Below are 16,010 nucleotides of genomic sequence, written 5' to 3'. Positions count from 1 at the left end.
GTCCATCCTATTGGAACCGTTAACTTGTTGAACTGGCATCACTATATTATTTTGAACTGAACCTGGCTACTGTCAGATTCTGATCATTAATGTGATGTTCAGCCTCGCTGGATTGTGCAGTACCGTACAGGGTCTGATACAGGCCGGTTGTGTTCACCAGTTCAGTGTGTGTGCCCGTCTGGCTTACCTGACCGTCTTCCAGCACATAAATGATATCAGCCTGTTTCACCGCAGAGAGTCTGTGAGCCACGATAAGGGTCGTCCGGTCTGCCAGAAAGTGGTTCAAGGCAGTATGCAAAGCGGCTTCAGTGGCCGTATCCAGTGCAGATGTCGCTTCATCCAGAATGACGAAATCCGGGTTAGTCAGAATCATTCGGGCGATAGCGAGCCGTTGGCGTTGTCCTCCTGAAAGGCGAATACCCTGACGGCCAATCTGAGTGTCCAGCCCGTCACTCAGCCGCTGTGTGACATCTGAAAGCTGTGCAATTTCAATTGCTTGCCAAAGTTGTTCGTCGCTATACTCAGCGCCCAATGACAGATTATGACGAAGAGTATCATTGAACAGTACCGGTTGTTGCAGCACAACGGCCATTTTTTCCCGCAGTGCCTCATAGCTGACGTCTTCAACAGGATGGCCATTGATCAGTATATCGCCACTGTCTTTTTGATAGATGCCAAGGAGTAACTGGATCAATGTGGACTTTCCGCCGCCTGACGCACCCACTAATGCCACGCGTTTTCCTGCGGGTAATGAAATATTCAATCCGTTCAGGACTTTCTTGTCTTCATCATAGGAAAAGTCGAGATGATTGATATCAATGGCAATCTGCTTATGGCCGGAAAAGGGATCCACTTTGGCCTGAGGGCGAACCTCTTCTTCCAGTGCAATCAACTGGTTCAGACGCTGCATAGCGGCCGAAGCACCGTACCAGGCAAATTGAATCCCCAGCAGTTCCTGAACAGGGCCCAGCATAAACCACAGATAGCCAAATACCGCGAACATCTGGCCAATGGTCAGATCACTGAACAGCACCATGAGCATGGCCCCAGCGCGGAAGAGTTCGAATCCAATCAAAAACAGCAGGAAAGAGATCCGTCCGGCGGCTTCTGACTGCCAGGCGTATTTATCGGCATTATCACGGATGCCATCAGCATGCTCTTTCAGGTTTTTCAGGAAATCGCGTTCACGGTTTGCCGCTCTTAGCTGATAAATACCATCCAGCGTTTCAACCAGTCGCTGCTGAAATTTCTCGAAGGCTTGGTTTTCTTTCCGCTTTAAGTGCTTAACTCGGTTTCCCATTTTTCGTGATGCATAAATCACAACGGGGTTGACCAGAAGAATGAACAGCCCCAGCTCCCAGTTCAGCCACAGCAGCACGATGGCTGTCCCGAGCACAGTCAGCGTACCAATCAGAAAGCGGCTTAACGTGTCGCCCACAAATTTATCTATGGTTTCAACATCCGTAACCAGATGAGAAGTGATTCCGCCGCTGCCGCGCTCTTCATACTGACGCATGCTTATCCGGCCAAGTTTATCTATCAGGTGCTTGCGCATCTGATAAGTGACGTCTTTGGCGACTAAGGTAAACTGGCGGCTTTGCAGGATATTCAAAGCTTGGCTGGCAGCACGCATGACGACGACCATCAGGAGTACCAGAATGATATAGGCAGTCGGTTGTTGCCAGGCTAACGGCAGGAAGTGGTTTAATAAAGCAATTCCCTTACCAGGCTGATCAAGCAGAATTTCGTCTACCATCAGCGGCATCAGCAGTGGGATAGGAACGCTGATAAGCGTAGCAATCAGGGCGATGATATTGGCAGCAATCAGCCTCTTTTTGTGATGTTTTGCTTGCTTTATCAACCATGACCAGTTAATCATTTGATTCGTTGAGCCTTTCACAGTGATAACGATTCCTATTACGATACAAAGGTGCCATTTTAACGGCTATATATGGAGTAAGCCATGGAAAATAAATCTGCATTCTACCGTCGTTTAACCCAACAGGCTGTGGCAATCGTTGACGGTGAACCCGATGTAATTGCTAATATTTCTAATATTAGTGCGTTACTGAACATGGAGTTAGAGGATATTAACTGGGTCGGTTTTTATTTGCTGAAAGATGACCAGTTGGTATTGGGTCCATTTCAGGGTAAACCAGCCTGTGTTCGTATACCTGTTGGCCGCGGTGTTTGTGGTACGGCAATCTCAGAAAACAAAATTCAGCGAGTAGGTGACGTCCATCAATTTGAGGGGCACATTGCCTGTGATGCTGCCAGTAATTCTGAGATCGTGATTCCATTTTCAGTTAAAGGTGAATTGTACGGCGTATTGGATATTGATAGCCCAAGCCTGTCAAGATTTGACCAGGAAGATGAAGACGGGCTGGCTGCATTCATTGAGGAACTACAAATTAAGCTCTAATTGCATGCTTTCGGTGGTTTTTCAACATCAGGTAATTATAATAGCCCGCACTTATTGGTTTTATTTAAAAGCACTAACAGCGAGGTACTCTCGCTTTGTCAGGAAAGTCCATGGAAAACTCTGAAAAGTTAACGAACAGTAAAGAAGTGATTGCCTATATTGCAGAGCAATTCCCGAATTGTTTTACTGTTGAAGGTGAAGCTAAACCATTAAAAATTGGTATCTTCCAAGACCTCGCTGAACGACTGAGTGATGATCCTAAAGTCAGTAAAACTCAGCTGCGAGCAGCACTTCGTCAGTACACTTCTTCTTGGCGTTATCTTCATGGTGTTAAAGCAGGCGCTAGCCGTATTGACCTTGATGGCAATGAGTGTGGTGTGTTAGAACAGGAACATGTTGATCACGCGCAAAAGGCGTTGGAAGAAAGTAAAGCGAAAGTTCGCGCCCGTCGTAAAGAGCAGGCAGCGGCTAAAGCGGCGGCTGAAGGTGATGCTAAGCCAAAGAAAGTTAGGGAAAAATCACCTAGACCTAGAAACGTTAAGCAAAAAACGTCTAAGCTAGATAAGAAGCCGGTAGAAACAACACGCGCTTTGTCTTCCGATGAAGTGACAGTGGGTAAGGATGTCAGTGTCAATATGGGCAATGGCAACATGCCGGCAACCATTGTAGAAATTAATAAGGACGATGTGCGTGTCCGTCTGACTAATGGCCTGACCATGGTTGTGAAAGCGGAGCACCTGCGTTCATAAAGGAGAATGCTCGACGTATGAAATGTCGATTCCGTTTCTCACTGATTGCTGCCGGTATCATGCTGGCAGCATCAGCTCAGGCCTTGGAAGCCACACATACACAAAGTGAATTGCCTGTTTTGTCTCCAGAAAAACAGCATGCGACCGCCAGTAAGCGTGTAGCCTCACGGTTTACCCGATCTCACTATCGCCAGTTCTCACTTGATGACCAATTTTCTGCCAACATTTTCGATCGCTATCTGGAAATGCTGGACTTCAACAAAAGCTTCCTCACTCAATCTGATATCAGACAGTTCGAACAGTGGAAATATCAGCTTGATGACCAGTTAAAAAGAGGCGAAACAACAGCAGCTTACGATATCTTCAATACGGTATTGAAGCGTCGGTTTGATCGTTATCAATATGCGCTGACTCTGTTGGACAGACCTATGTCTTTCAATGTCAACGAAGATATTGTGGTTGATCGTTCAGAAATGCCATGGCCGAAGGACAGGGCAGAGCTGAATGAAATTTGGCGTGAACGTGTCAAATCGGATGAGCTGAATCTTAAGCTGGCAGGCAAAGAGTGGAAAGACATTCAGGAAACCTTGGGTAAACGTTACAACAACGCGTTGAAGCGCCTGACTCAAAGTCACAGCGAAGATGTGTTTCAGCTTTATATGAATGCATTCGCGCGTGAAGTTGACCCTCATACCAGTTATCTCTCTCCTCGCAGCGCTGAGCAGTTCCAGTCGGAGATGAACCTGTCTCTGGAAGGGATTGGTGCTGTGCTTCAAGTGGATGATGAATTCACTGTTATTCGTTCTTTAGTTGCTGGTGGCCCGGCATCCAATTCTAAAAAACTGTCTGCAGGAGACCGTATTATTGGTGTCGCTCAGGACGGTAAAGAAATGGTCGATGTGGTGGGCTGGCGACTGGATGATGTGGTACAGCTGATCAAAGGGCCGAAGGGCAGCAAGGTTCGCCTGGAGATTCTTCCGGAGGGAGTCAATGCCAAAAGCTACAGTGTCACAATCGTCCGGGATAAGATCCGTCTTGAAGACAGGGCTGCCAAGTCATCAGTAGAAACTTATAAAGGCCGCAAAATTGGTGTTCTTGAGATCCCGAGTTTCTATGTTGGTCTTTCTGAAGATACCAAGAAAGAGCTGGCGAAATTAAACCAGCAACAGGTTGATGGTATTGTTATTGATTTACGTAATAACGGCGGCGGTGCGTTAACGGAAGCCACAGCATTAACCGGCCTGTTTATTAACAGTGGCCCGGTGGTTCAGGTTCGCGATAGTTACGGACGTGTGAAAGTGAATGGTGATTCCGATGATCGCGTTTACTTTGATAGCCCCTTAACTGTGCTGATCAACCGTTACAGTGCGTCTGCGTCTGAGATTTTTGCCGCGGCAATGCAAGATTACGGTCGTGCCGTTATTATCGGTGAACAGTCATTCGGTAAGGGTACAGTTCAGCAGCACCGTTCTCTGAATCATATCTATGATCTGTTCGATAAACCGCTAGGTCACGTTCAGTACACGATTCAGAAGTTCTACCGCATTAACGGCGGCAGTACGCAGAATCTGGGTGTTGTACCGGATATCAGTTTCCCTACTGCCATTGACCCTGCGGATACGGGTGAAAGTGTAGAAGATAATGCTCTGCCGTGGGACAGTATCAAGCCTGCGGGTTACCAGAAGCTGTATGACTTCTCTCCGCTGTTGCCTTCGTTACGTGTTCAACACGAACAACGTATCAAGAGCGATATGGAGTTTGGCTTTATTTTCGATGACATAGCCAAGTACAACGCTGAGAAAGATAAAAATGCCTTGTCTCTGAACGAAAGCAAGCGTCGCTCTGAGCAGGATCTGGATGAGAAAGAGCGTTTGGAGCGCTTGAACGCACGTCAGAAATCGTTAGGTGAGAAACCTTTCATTGCATTGAAAGACGTCCCTAAAGATTATGAAGCGCCTGATGCTTATCTGGATGAGGCTGTTGCAATCACGGCTGATTTAGTTCGGGAAGAGCAAAGCTGAAGTGATTAAGGTTTAATGATGATATAAAAAACGGCGCATTCTGCGCCGTTTTTCTTTTTACAACAGTGCGTTAGTGGTGTTAATAACAAGGCTGAAGTTCATGGCTGGCCATGTCTCATAGTTGAAACAAGCTGTTGAATACTTATGACAAGTATCATATTCGCGCGCGGGACATTCCAATGAGGGCTAATTTGATAGAAGGGGCTGATACTTCTTAGGGGTACTATCATGCTGCGAGCCGTTCTTTTGTCATTTGTTCTCAGTGTTTTTACATGGAGCAACACTGCAGCAGCCGATGAGCTGACTGAATTCGATTATCCACTGCTGCTTGGAGACTGGTACTGGTTCAGCACTACCGAGGAAGGGGTGGAGAGTGAGGGAATCAACTACCGTGCTATGAATATTAAGTTCAGTTCGTCTTATCATTTTAAAGTGCGCCTGCTTCGTACTGACGGACTGATCGACGAGTGGGGCGGCAACTATGATATTGATGAAACGACGCTTACCATGAACTCCATCAATCAGCCCTCCCAGCAGCATGAATATGTGTTGAGTTATAACCAGTTTCTTTTAGATGGTGCGCGTTTTACTAAGCTGGCGCCTGAAAATTTACCGGGTCAATGGCGTTCTTCCGCGATAGGCGGTAAGGACGTTGATAACAAAGTGTCAGAGCTGAAGCTGTCGCTACGTCCGGATTTCTTATTCTCCGCTCAGGTAATAGGAAAAGACGGAACACGTAAAGAGCATAAGGGCATCTACTACCTGGAAGATGACAGGATTGTGCTGATTTACGAAGATGGCCAGCATGACAGCCACTTTAAACTGGGCGGAGACAATACGTTAACTCTGACAAATAAACAGTTTGGCATGGAAGCTGTGATGCAGCGTCAATAACACCTTATCTATCTGTAAAATGTTACCTTGTAACGCAACGTTGTAATAAAAAGAGAGGCTTTCGCCTCTCTTTTTGTCTGCAGTATTACTGTGCATTCAACTCAGTCATTGACCAGCTTGAAGGCTTCACGGAGTTGACCCAGGTACTCTTCATCCTGACAGATACTTTTTCCAGGTTCATCTGAAATTTTGGCAACTGGCCGGCCTTCACATTCGGTGAGTTTCAGCACAATGTTTAAGGTGTCTACGCCCGGCAAGTCGCATGTCATATTCGTCCCTATACCAAAACTGATTTGGACGCGTTGACAGAAGTGCTGATATATCTCCAGTGCGCGCTCTAACGTCAGGCTGTCGGAAAATACCAGCGTTTTGCTTTTTGGATCGATGCCCAGCGACTGATAGTGCGCAATGGCTTTTTCGCCCCATGTGATCGGATCACCGCTGTCATGACGCAGACCACTGAAGCGTTTGGAAAGACGCAGATCGAAATCCCGCAAAAATGCATCCATGTTAATACAGTCGGTTAAGGCGATACCTAAGGAGTCCGGGTATTCCTGAAGCCAGCGGTTCAATGCTAACTGCTGAGAACCAGCCAGTTCTCCGGCCAGTTGTTGGTGAGCCTGGAACCACTCGTGTGCCTGGGTACCAACAGGGGTTAGCTGGCGAGTTCGGGCCAGATGGTAGTTTGAAGTACCGCTGAACTGAGGGAAGTGTGCTGTCAGATGATCGACAACGGCGTAATGTACATCTTTAGAAAAGCGACGCCGGGTGCCGAAATCGACCAAAGAAAATTCGCTGATGTCCGTATCGGCAGCCAGCGCGTGAAAACGGGACAGCTTGTGATTGAGTTGATCAATCGCAGCTTCAGGTGAGGCATCAGCATAGCGATGACGACATCGAGTCTCACAGACAATGGCCAGCAAAGGCACTTCCCACAAGATGATATCCAGCCATTTTCCTTCGATACGTATAGTGATCTGTTCATCGCTTTCATCTATGATGACCTGTGTGGGATCGAGGCGAAACTGGTTTAAATAGTCCAGGTAGTCTTGCTGAAAGAATGGCAGTGTGGCTAAGTAGTCAATTTCTTCTGCGCTAAACTGCAGCTCACCCAGGTGAGCGACTTGTCTTTTGATTTCAGCCAGGTAAGGCCTGAGATCTTCGCCACTGCGACAGCGAAACTCGGCGGCAGCGCTCACATCTGGGTAGAGGTGAAAAATCGCTTGCTGCATGTGGAGTTTGTACGCATCGGTATCAAGCAGTGAATCAATGATCCAAGGTTGCATAGTGTGGTTCATATTGCAGAGTCATTCCTGTTAAAGAGGCTAAAATCAATGTACTGGGGTAAAGGAGGTTGTACGACAGTGTCATTGTTACGCGACGCGACGCTGGTAACAATAGATAAAGATAAGATTTTCACCTCAAGTGCTATCTGCTAACATTTTGCCTTAACACAGTGTAAAGATTATTGGCGACCAATTATACGTATTCACATAAAGTATAGTTGATGCGATTTCAAGAATTCTTGTCTTACCTATAATTGCGTGTATATGGCATAGGCTTCACGCTGACTTTACCTGCTCCATACCCGCTATCATAACCTGAAGTTGGGGTATGCAAATTTTTCAGTTCCGCAAACAATGTTTCATCGATTGAAAAGATCAAATCTTGTTCGTTGTTTTGTGGTAACTGCCAATATGGATGATGAAGGAAGGACTTTATGGCCGATCAACCGAATGCCGCTCAACCCACTGCTAAGTATCGTGCTGACTATACCGCACCCGATTTTACGATTACCGACATTGATCTGGTGTTTGATCTGCAAGACACGGCGACCCGCGTTGTTGCTGTCAGTAAAGTGAAGCAACAAACTGCAGGTGTGACGTCACTTGAATTAGACGGTGATGATTTGGTTCTGCGTCGGCTGGAAATCAATGGTGAAACCTGGCAGCACTATGAAGAAACGGCAGATGGCCTGCTGATTCGTCAATTGCCTGAAGAGTTTGAACTTACCATTGAAACGGAGATTAACCCGGAAGCAAACACCGCGCTTGAAGGTCTGTATAAATCTGGTGGTGGCTTCTGTACTCAGTGCGAGGCGGAAGGTTTTCGGCGTATTACGTTTTATCAGGACCGCCCGGATGTGCTTGCCCGTTTCACCACCAAAGTGATCGCAGATAAAGCTAGCTTCCCGTATTTATTGAGTAATGGTAATAAAGTGGCAAGCGGTGAGCTGGAAAATGGTCGTCATTGGGTTCAGTGGCAGGATCCGTATCCAAAGCCTTGCTACCTGTTTGCCTTGGTTGCCGGTGACTTTGATGTGCTGCGTGACAATTATAAAACAGTCAGCGGTCGTGACGTTGCGCTGGAAATCTTTGTCGATAAGGGCAATCTGGATCGCGCCGAGCACGCCATGCAATCGCTTATTAACTCTATGAAATGGGATGAAGAGCGGTTTGGCCTGGAATATGACCTGGATATCTATATGGTCGTTGCCGTTGATTTCTTCAACATGGGGGCGATGGAAAACAAAGGTCTGAATATCTTTAACTCCAAATACGTGCTGGCGAATCCGGCCACTGCTACGGACACGGATTATCTGGGTATTGAGTCAGTTATTGGTCATGAGTACTTTCACAATTGGACCGGTAACCGCATTACATGCCGGGACTGGTTCCAGCTCAGCTTGAAAGAAGGCTTGACTGTATTCCGGGATCAGGAGTTTTCATCGGATCTGGGCTCTCGGCCGGTAAACCGAATCAACAACGTCCGTGTTATGCGTGGGCCACAGTTTGCTGAGGACCGCGGTCCGATGTCGCACCCGATTCGACCGGAAAAAGTCATTGAGATGAATAACTTCTATACCCTGACAGTTTATGAGAAGGGCAGTGAAGTGATTCGGATGATGCACACACTGCTGGGCGAAGCAGGTTTTCAGGCGGGTATGAAACTGTATGTTGAACGTCATGACGGCACAGCAGCGACATGTGACGACTTTGTGCTGGCGATGGAAGAGGCTTCGGGTGTTGACCTGAGACAGTTCCGTTTATGGTATAGCCAGTCGGGCACACCGATTGTAAAAGTCAGCACCGAATATGATGCCGGCACCAAACGTTACCTTGTCACGGTAAAACAACATACGGCACCTACAGCCGGGCAAAAAGAGAAACAGCCCCTGCATATTCCGTTTGATATTGAACTCTACGACAGCAATGGTCAGGTTATTGAGTTACAGCGTAACGGAGAAAAAGTGCATCATGTACTGGATGTCACAGAGCTTGAGCAGACTTTTGAATTTGATCGGGTGAATGAGCAGCCTGTGATTTCCATGTTACGTGAATTCTCGGCGCCGGTTGCTCTGGAGTACGATTACAGTGACCAGGAGTTAGTATTCCTGATGACTCATGCACGCAATGAATTTGCGCGCTGGGATGCCGGTCAGATGTTACTTGCCAAATACATTCGAAGTAATGTGGCCGCGGTACAAACGGGGGGCACAGTGGTTTTCCCTGAAAACGTGGTTGATGCATTCCGCGGGGCGTTACTGGACGAAAAACTCGATCCTGCCTTTATTGCTGAAATGCTGACTCTGCCCAGCGAGAATGAAGTGGCTGGCTGGTATGACATTGTCGATGTTGATGCAATACATGCTGTGCTCGGACAGCTCGAAAAGCTTCTGGCGACAGAGCTGGAAGATGAGCTGACTGCCATTTATCACTCACTGAAGCAAGCCAGCTACAGTATTGAACATGGTGCGATAGCCAAACGTGCGTTACGTAATCGCTGCCTCGCTTATCTGGCATTGACAGAGCAGGGTGAAAAAATGGTGTCAGCTCAGTATGAAACGGCCGATAACATGACAGATACTATGGCTGCCATGTCAGCGGCTAATGAAGCGCAGCTGGCCTGCCGCGAATTGCAGATGGCAGATTTCAGCGACAAGTGGAGCCATGACGGACTGGTTATGGACAAATGGTTTATTCTTCAGGGTAAGAATCCAGCGGCAAATGCTATGGATAATGTGCGTGACACTATGCAACACCCAGCGTTTAGCCTGAAGAACCCGAACCGTACACGCAGTCTGGTAGCGAGCTTTTGCGCCAACAACCCGGTTCGATTCCACGCAAAAGACGGTAGTGGTTATCGTTTCCTGACTGAGATACTGACCGCCCTGAATACGTCGAACCCGCAGTTGGCTTCACGCCTGATTGAGCCTTTCCTCAAGTACCGTCTGTATGATGAGGAACGCCAGGCACTGATGCGTGCCGAACTGGAGAAATTGGCCGGTTTGGACAATCTGGCGAGAGATTTGTTTGAGAAAGTGGAAAAAGCACTTGAACAATAAAGCAAGTCTGTTTTAATCAGAAGGCTCCTCCGGGAGCCTTTCTTTTTTATTCGACCAATTTTATTCGACAAGCAGGCTTGTTTGCATGAAGAGATACACCTTTTCAGTCAACATTCCCTATCACACCTACCTGCAGCATTACTCAGGTGCTGCCAGCTCAGTGCTGGTTCACACCGATGAGGGCCTCCGGCTGCAGCTCCCAGCCGTCAGACTTCGTCCTTTCCTCAGCCAGTTAGGTATAAAAGGGCGCTTTCGGGTTGTGGTGAATGCAGAAAACCGTTTTGAAAAGTTGGAGAAAATCGCTTAAAACCTGTCTTTAGTCGGATATTAACAAATATCCTACATAATTATGCGAAACTGGTTTTTTTATCTGTTGCGAAAAAAGTATCTCATAATCAGTTGCCTGAGATGTTGATTAGTTTCACAGCTAGAAAAAAGTTTATATTTTTAGATGGTTAGACCAAAAAGTGTGTGTAGTAGCAAGTTATCGCATTGGAATTTTTGTCTGCTGACAGGCCACCAGTCAAAACATCTACCTTAGTCACATATTCGATTTTTTCTTCAAAAACCAGAGTAATTAACGTAACCATTTGGCAACAAAACCCCCTACAATAGCTTTCGAGTCAACAATACCTCGCCAGAGAGAAGTTTTTTAGCGCTGAACTCGGGGCGTCGTTATAAAACCCTATACTAGATTGATAAAAGTAATAACGATGGAGCATCTGCTATGACCGCACCTGACACAATAGTGCCGGTACTGCTTGAAAAAGTGTATGGCTTAATCCAGGACAAGATAGAATCCCCTCAGCAGTCATTAGTCGAAGTGTTTGCTCAACGATTGTTAGGACAACTGGCAGATGATGATCTGCTTCAACGGAATGAATCTGATTTGTATGGTGCAGTACTGAGCCTCTGGCACCATCTAGTGCAAAACAAACCTGACCAAATATCTGTTCGTGTTTATAACCCGACATTGAGTCGATATGGCTGGCAGTCAACCCACACGGTAGTGGAGATTGTGATGCCGGATCATCCATTTCTGGTCGACTCAGTCCGTATGACATTAAACCGTCTGGGTATCACCAGTCATTTGATGTTCAATGGCCCGTATTTCTTCAAGCGCGATGATCAAGGGGTGATCATTGAAGCATGTGGAGAATCCGGAGATCTGCAAACTTTATTCCATATTGAAGTCGATCGGTTATCCAGTAAGGAAGAAATGGATGCTTTGAGAACCGAGCTTGAGCAAGTATTGCAAGATATTGTGCTGGTCGTGAATGACTGGCAGGCAATGCAGAGCAAAATGCTGGAGATTGCAGAAGAACTTAAATCAGCGAAATTGCCGGTAGATAAAAGCCACCGTGAAGAAGCGATTGAGTTTCTGGAGTGGGTGACACGCCATAATTTTACCTTTATGGGTTATCACCAGTACGATCTGGTACCTGTTGAAGGTGATTTTGAACTGCGTCCCTGTGACGAGAAAGGTTTGGGTTTGCTGAGCAAGCCGGGTAAAGCACGTACACTGATGCTGTCTGATTTGCCAGAATCAGCACGTGTAGAAGCCAGAAAGCCAAATCTGCTGATTCTGACCAAGAGCAACGGCAAGTCAGCGATTCACCGCCCAGCGTACATTGATTACATCGGTATTAAACGTCTGGATAAAGACGGCAATGTCATAGGCGAGCACCGCTTCACCGGCCTGTATGCTGCAACGGCTTATCATCAGACAGCGATGAATATTCCGTTGATCCGCAATAAAGTGGTACGCATTCTTCAAAGCAGTGGTTATTCAGAAGATTCACACTCGTGGAAGGCGATGAATAACATTCTGGAAACGTATCCGCGAGATGAGCTGATTCAGGCCAGTGAAAAAGAAATGCAGGATGTGGCCAGCGGTGTTGTCAGAATGCAGGATCGTGATCTTCTGCGTCTGTTTGTTCGCCGTGATCCTTTCGGTCGCTTCTTCTCTTGCATGGTTTATGTCACCCGCGAGCGTTATAACACCGAATTGCGTGTCAAGACTCAGAAAATTTTCCAAGAGTATTTTGGCTCTAAACTGAACGTGGATTTCACCACTTTCTTCTCAGAGAGCCCACTAGCGAGAACTCATTATATTGTGCGTGTAGATAACAACAACTTTGATGTAGATGTAAAAGCGATCGAACGTAATCTGGTAGAAGCAGCGGCTTCCTGGGAAGATCGTTTAATTGATTCACTGATCTCAAATTTTGGTGAGAATCAGGGAACCCCTCTGGCGAAAAACTATGCGCGCGCCTTCCCGCGTTCTTATAAAGAACAAATGCTGCCAGGCTCTGCGGTTGCAGATATTGAGCTGCTGGAAAGCCTGAGCGAAGACAACAAGCTGGGTATGTTGTTCTACCGTCCGCAGGAAGTGGCAACAGATTCCCGTTTTGTGAAGCTGAAACTTTACCATCGTGATGAGCCCATCCATCTGTCAGATGTGATGCCTATGCTGGAAAACCTTGGCTTACGTGTGATCGGAGAGTCGCCATACGAGATCGTTACGGCGAACGGAACAGTATTTTGGATCCTCGACTTTGCGATGCTGGTCAATGGTTGCAACGAGATTGATCTGAGCGATGCACGAGATCGTTTCCAGGAAGCGTTTGCTGCTATCTGGCGCAGTGAACTGGAAAGTGACGGCTTTAACCGTCTTCTGTTCTGTGCAGAGCTGACTGGCCGGGAAATCACTATTGTCCGCAGCTATGCCCGTTATATGCGTCAGGTTGGTTTTCCATTCAGCCAGCAATATATTGAAGATACGCTGGCCAACCATGCTGATTTGGCGCGTGATCTGGTTGATCTGTTCGCCTTGCGTTTTGATCCGGCGAGAAAGTTCAGTGCAAAAGCTGAAGAAGCACTGATCACTAAGATGAATGAAAAGCTGGAAGAAGTCGAAAGTCTGGATGACGACCGTATTATCCGTCGTTATATGGAAATGATTCTGGCTACCCAGCGTACTAACTACTATCAGACTGATGAACAAGGCCAGCCTAAGCCATGGCTGTCGCTGAAACTGCGTCCGTCTGAAATTTCGGAAATTCCGGCACCTGTACCTTTCTTTGAGATCTTCGTTTACGCGCCAGATATTGAAGGTGTTCACCTGCGTGGTGGCAAGGTGGCCCGTGGTGGCTTGCGTTGGTCAGACCGTCAGGAAGATTTCCGTACCGAGATCCTCGGTCTGGTTAAAGCACAGCAGGTTAAGAACACAGTTATCGTACCTGTAGGTGCAAAAGGCGGATTCGTTTGTAAGCGTCAGCCGCAAATGACAACCCGTGAGGAAATCCTGGCTGAAGGTCAGCGTTGTTACAAGCGCTTCATTCGCGCACTGTTGGATGTGACTGATAACATCGTTGAAGGCGAGGTTATTTATCCGAGCAATGTTGTTCGTCATGATGAGGACGACCCATATCTGGTTGTTGCTGCCGATAAAGGCACCGCGACATTCTCTGATCTGGCTAACTCGGTATCAGCAGATTATAACTTCTGGCTGGGTGACGCATTTGCTTCTGGTGGTTCTAACGGCTACGACCACAAGAAAATGGGTATCACTGCCAAAGGTGGCTGGGAGTCTGTTAAGCGTCATTTCCGTGAGCTGGGTATTGACTGCCAGACAACAGATTTCACCTGTGCTGGTGTTGGTGACATGGCCGGCGACGTATTCGGTAATGGTATGTTGCTGTCTAAACATACGCGCTTGGTTGCAGCCTTTAACCACATGCACATCTTCCTGGATCCAAACCCGGATTCAGCCTCAAGCTGGGAAGAGCGTAACCGTCTGTTCAATCTTCCTCGTTCAAGCTGGGAAGATTACGATGCCAGCCTGATCTCTGAAGGGGGCGGTATATTCTCGCGTCGCAGCAAGTCTATTAAGCTGTCACCACAAATTCAGAAACTCTTAGGTACGCGTAAACAAAGCCTGACGCCAAATGAAGTGATCAAACTGATCCTGACAATGGAAGTGGATCTGTTGTGGAACGGCGGTATCGGTACTTATGTTAAGGCTGCCAGTGAAACACATGCCGATGTTGGCGACCGTGCTAACGATGGCCTGCGTGTTAATGGCGGTGAGTTGCGCGCCAAGATCGTTGGTGAAGGTGGTAACCTGGGTATGACTCAGCTGGGTCGTGTTGAGTTTGCGATCAATGGCGGACGGGTTAACACAGACTTCATTGACAACGTGGGCGGTGTAGATTGCTCTGATAACGAAGTTAACATTAAGATCCTGCTCAATGGTCTGGTTGCGGCGGGTGATCTGACATACAAGCAACGCAACCTTCTGCTTGAGCAGATGGAAGATGAAGTAGGCGATATCGTACTGGACGATGCGTACACCCAAAGTGAGTCTATTTCTGTGACTCAGCATCAAAGCGTACAGCTGCTGAAAGAGCAGATCCGCTTCATTCATCATCTGGAAAAAGAAGGCAAGCTGGACCGTGGTTTGGAGTATCTTCCAGATGACGATACACTGGCAGAGCGCGAGAAAGACGGCATTGGTCTGACGCGTCCGGAGCTGGCTGTATTGGTTGCTTACGGCAAGATGGTACTGAAAGAAGAGCTGGTTACTGAAGAGATCACTGAAGATCCTTATCATAACCGCCTGCTGCCGGCATACTTCCCGAAAGCACTGCAGGAAAAGTATCGTACTCAGATGGAAAATCACCCTCTGAAAGGAGAGTTGATTGCCACATCGCTGGCTAACCAGATGTCTAACGAGATGGGTTGTAACTTTGTTACCCGTTTGCAGGAAGAGACGGGTTCGACAGTGGCGGAAATTTCGTCTGCTTACTCTGTTGGCCGTGATGTGTTTGGCTTTGAGCAGTTCTTCGAGCAAATCCGCGAGCTGGACAATAAAGTGCCTGCGCATATCCAGTACGAAATGATGTATCGTTGCCGTCGTATGCTGCGTCGCATCACTCGCTGGTTCTTGCGTAACCGCGATCGTAAGATGGGCATTGAAGAGCAAATTGCATTCTATCAGCCAACGCTGAACAACCTGCGTGATAACCTGGAGCAATACCTGGTGGCTGAAGAGGTGCAGGAGCATGATGATCAGGCGAACAGCATGATCAACGAAGGCGTCCCGGCACAGCTTGCGCACAATATTGCCCGCCTGAGCAGCTTGTACTCTGCCATGGATATTGCGCAGAGTGCGAAAGAGCTGAACAAAGATGTTGGCTTTATTGCTCGTGTCTACTTTGTACTTGGCGCACAGTTATCACTGCACTGGTTCCTGCAACAGGTTCATAATCAGCCGGTTGAAAACCATTGGCAGGCACTGGCTCGTGCTTCTTTCCGTGAAGATCTGGATTGGCAGCAACGTCAGCTCACATCTGCAGTTATCGGAGCAGGCAAGGGCAGTGAAAAACCTGAAACGCTGATTGAGATGTGGATTGAGCATCATCACTCCGCCATTCAACGCTGGGAAAGCGTACTTGCTGAATTCAAGGTGGGTACAGCCCATGAATTTGCAAAATTCTCCGTTGCAATGCGTGAATTGGTGCTATTAAATTTGAATTGCAAACCAAATCAGTGAATAATCTAGCCCCGTTTATACG

The 16,010-nt window shown here is 47.4% G+C and carries 9 protein-coding genes; 7 read left to right on the top strand and 2 right to left on the bottom strand.

The features are described 5' to 3' along the window. Nucleotides 1–46: 46 nt before the first annotated feature. On the bottom strand, nucleotides 47–1,879 hold the full coding sequence (locus L6J37_RS10965) for an ABC transporter ATP-binding protein (protein WP_237795111.1): 1,833 nt from the start codon (nucleotides 1,877–1,879) through the stop codon (nucleotides 47–49). Between the two features lie 84 nt (nucleotides 1,880–1,963). Here L6J37_RS10965 and L6J37_RS10960 point away from each other — a divergent pair, with 84 nt between their 5' ends. The 4 genes from L6J37_RS10960 (at nucleotide 1,964) to L6J37_RS10945 (ending at nucleotide 6,086) form a co-directional block, all read left to right on the top strand. After that, a complete protein-coding gene (locus L6J37_RS10960; RefSeq protein WP_237795109.1) occupies nucleotides 1,964–2,422 on the top strand; it encodes a GAF domain-containing protein in 459 nt (152 codons plus the stop codon). A 110-nt stretch (nucleotides 2,423–2,532) separates the two neighbouring features. Continuing rightward, a complete protein-coding gene (proQ, locus tag L6J37_RS10955; RefSeq protein ID WP_192017077.1) occupies nucleotides 2,533–3,171 on the top strand; it encodes an RNA chaperone ProQ in 639 nt (212 codons plus the stop codon). A gap of 17 nt (nucleotides 3,172–3,188) precedes the next feature. Beyond that, the gene (gene prc, locus L6J37_RS10950) at nucleotides 3,189–5,192 is read left to right on the top strand and encodes a carboxy terminal-processing peptidase (protein ID WP_192017078.1); all 2,004 of its coding nucleotides are present in this window, start codon (nucleotides 3,189–3,191) and stop codon (nucleotides 5,190–5,192) included. 228 nt (nucleotides 5,193–5,420) lie between these two features. Then, entirely contained in the window at nucleotides 5,421–6,086 is a 666-nt protein-coding gene (locus L6J37_RS10945) for a lipocalin family protein (protein WP_192017079.1), read from the top strand. A 101-nt stretch (nucleotides 6,087–6,187) separates the two neighbouring features. On the opposite strand, the gene pncB is transcribed toward L6J37_RS10945, so the two are convergent. Beyond that, nucleotides 6,188–7,384 (bottom strand): nicotinate phosphoribosyltransferase, encoded by a 1,197-nt coding sequence (pncB, locus tag L6J37_RS10940; protein ID WP_237795107.1) that lies wholly within the window; start codon nucleotides 7,382–7,384, stop codon nucleotides 6,188–6,190. Between the two features lie 422 nt (nucleotides 7,385–7,806). Here pncB and pepN point away from each other — a divergent pair, with 422 nt between their 5' ends. From pepN to L6J37_RS10925, 3 genes are all read left to right on the top strand, one after another. Further along, nucleotides 7,807–10,431 (top strand): aminopeptidase N, encoded by a 2,625-nt coding sequence (pepN, locus tag L6J37_RS10935; protein WP_237795106.1) that lies wholly within the window; start codon nucleotides 7,807–7,809, stop codon nucleotides 10,429–10,431. A gap of 85 nt (nucleotides 10,432–10,516) precedes the next feature. Next, nucleotides 10,517–10,738, top strand: coding sequence for a DUF2835 domain-containing protein (locus L6J37_RS10930; RefSeq protein ID WP_192017082.1), 222 nt, complete (start codon nucleotides 10,517–10,519; stop codon nucleotides 10,736–10,738). Between the two features lie 420 nt (nucleotides 10,739–11,158). Further along, nucleotides 11,159–15,988 (top strand): NAD-glutamate dehydrogenase, encoded by a 4,830-nt coding sequence (locus tag L6J37_RS10925; protein WP_237795105.1) that lies wholly within the window; start codon nucleotides 11,159–11,161, stop codon nucleotides 15,986–15,988. Nucleotides 15,989–16,010 lie beyond the last annotated feature (22 nt).

Source organism: Photobacterium sp. WH77, assembly GCF_022014395.1.
GTDB lineage: Bacteria > Pseudomonadota > Gammaproteobacteria > Enterobacterales > Vibrionaceae > Photobacterium > Photobacterium arenosum.
This window is presented reverse-complemented; position numbering and strand designations above follow the sequence as displayed.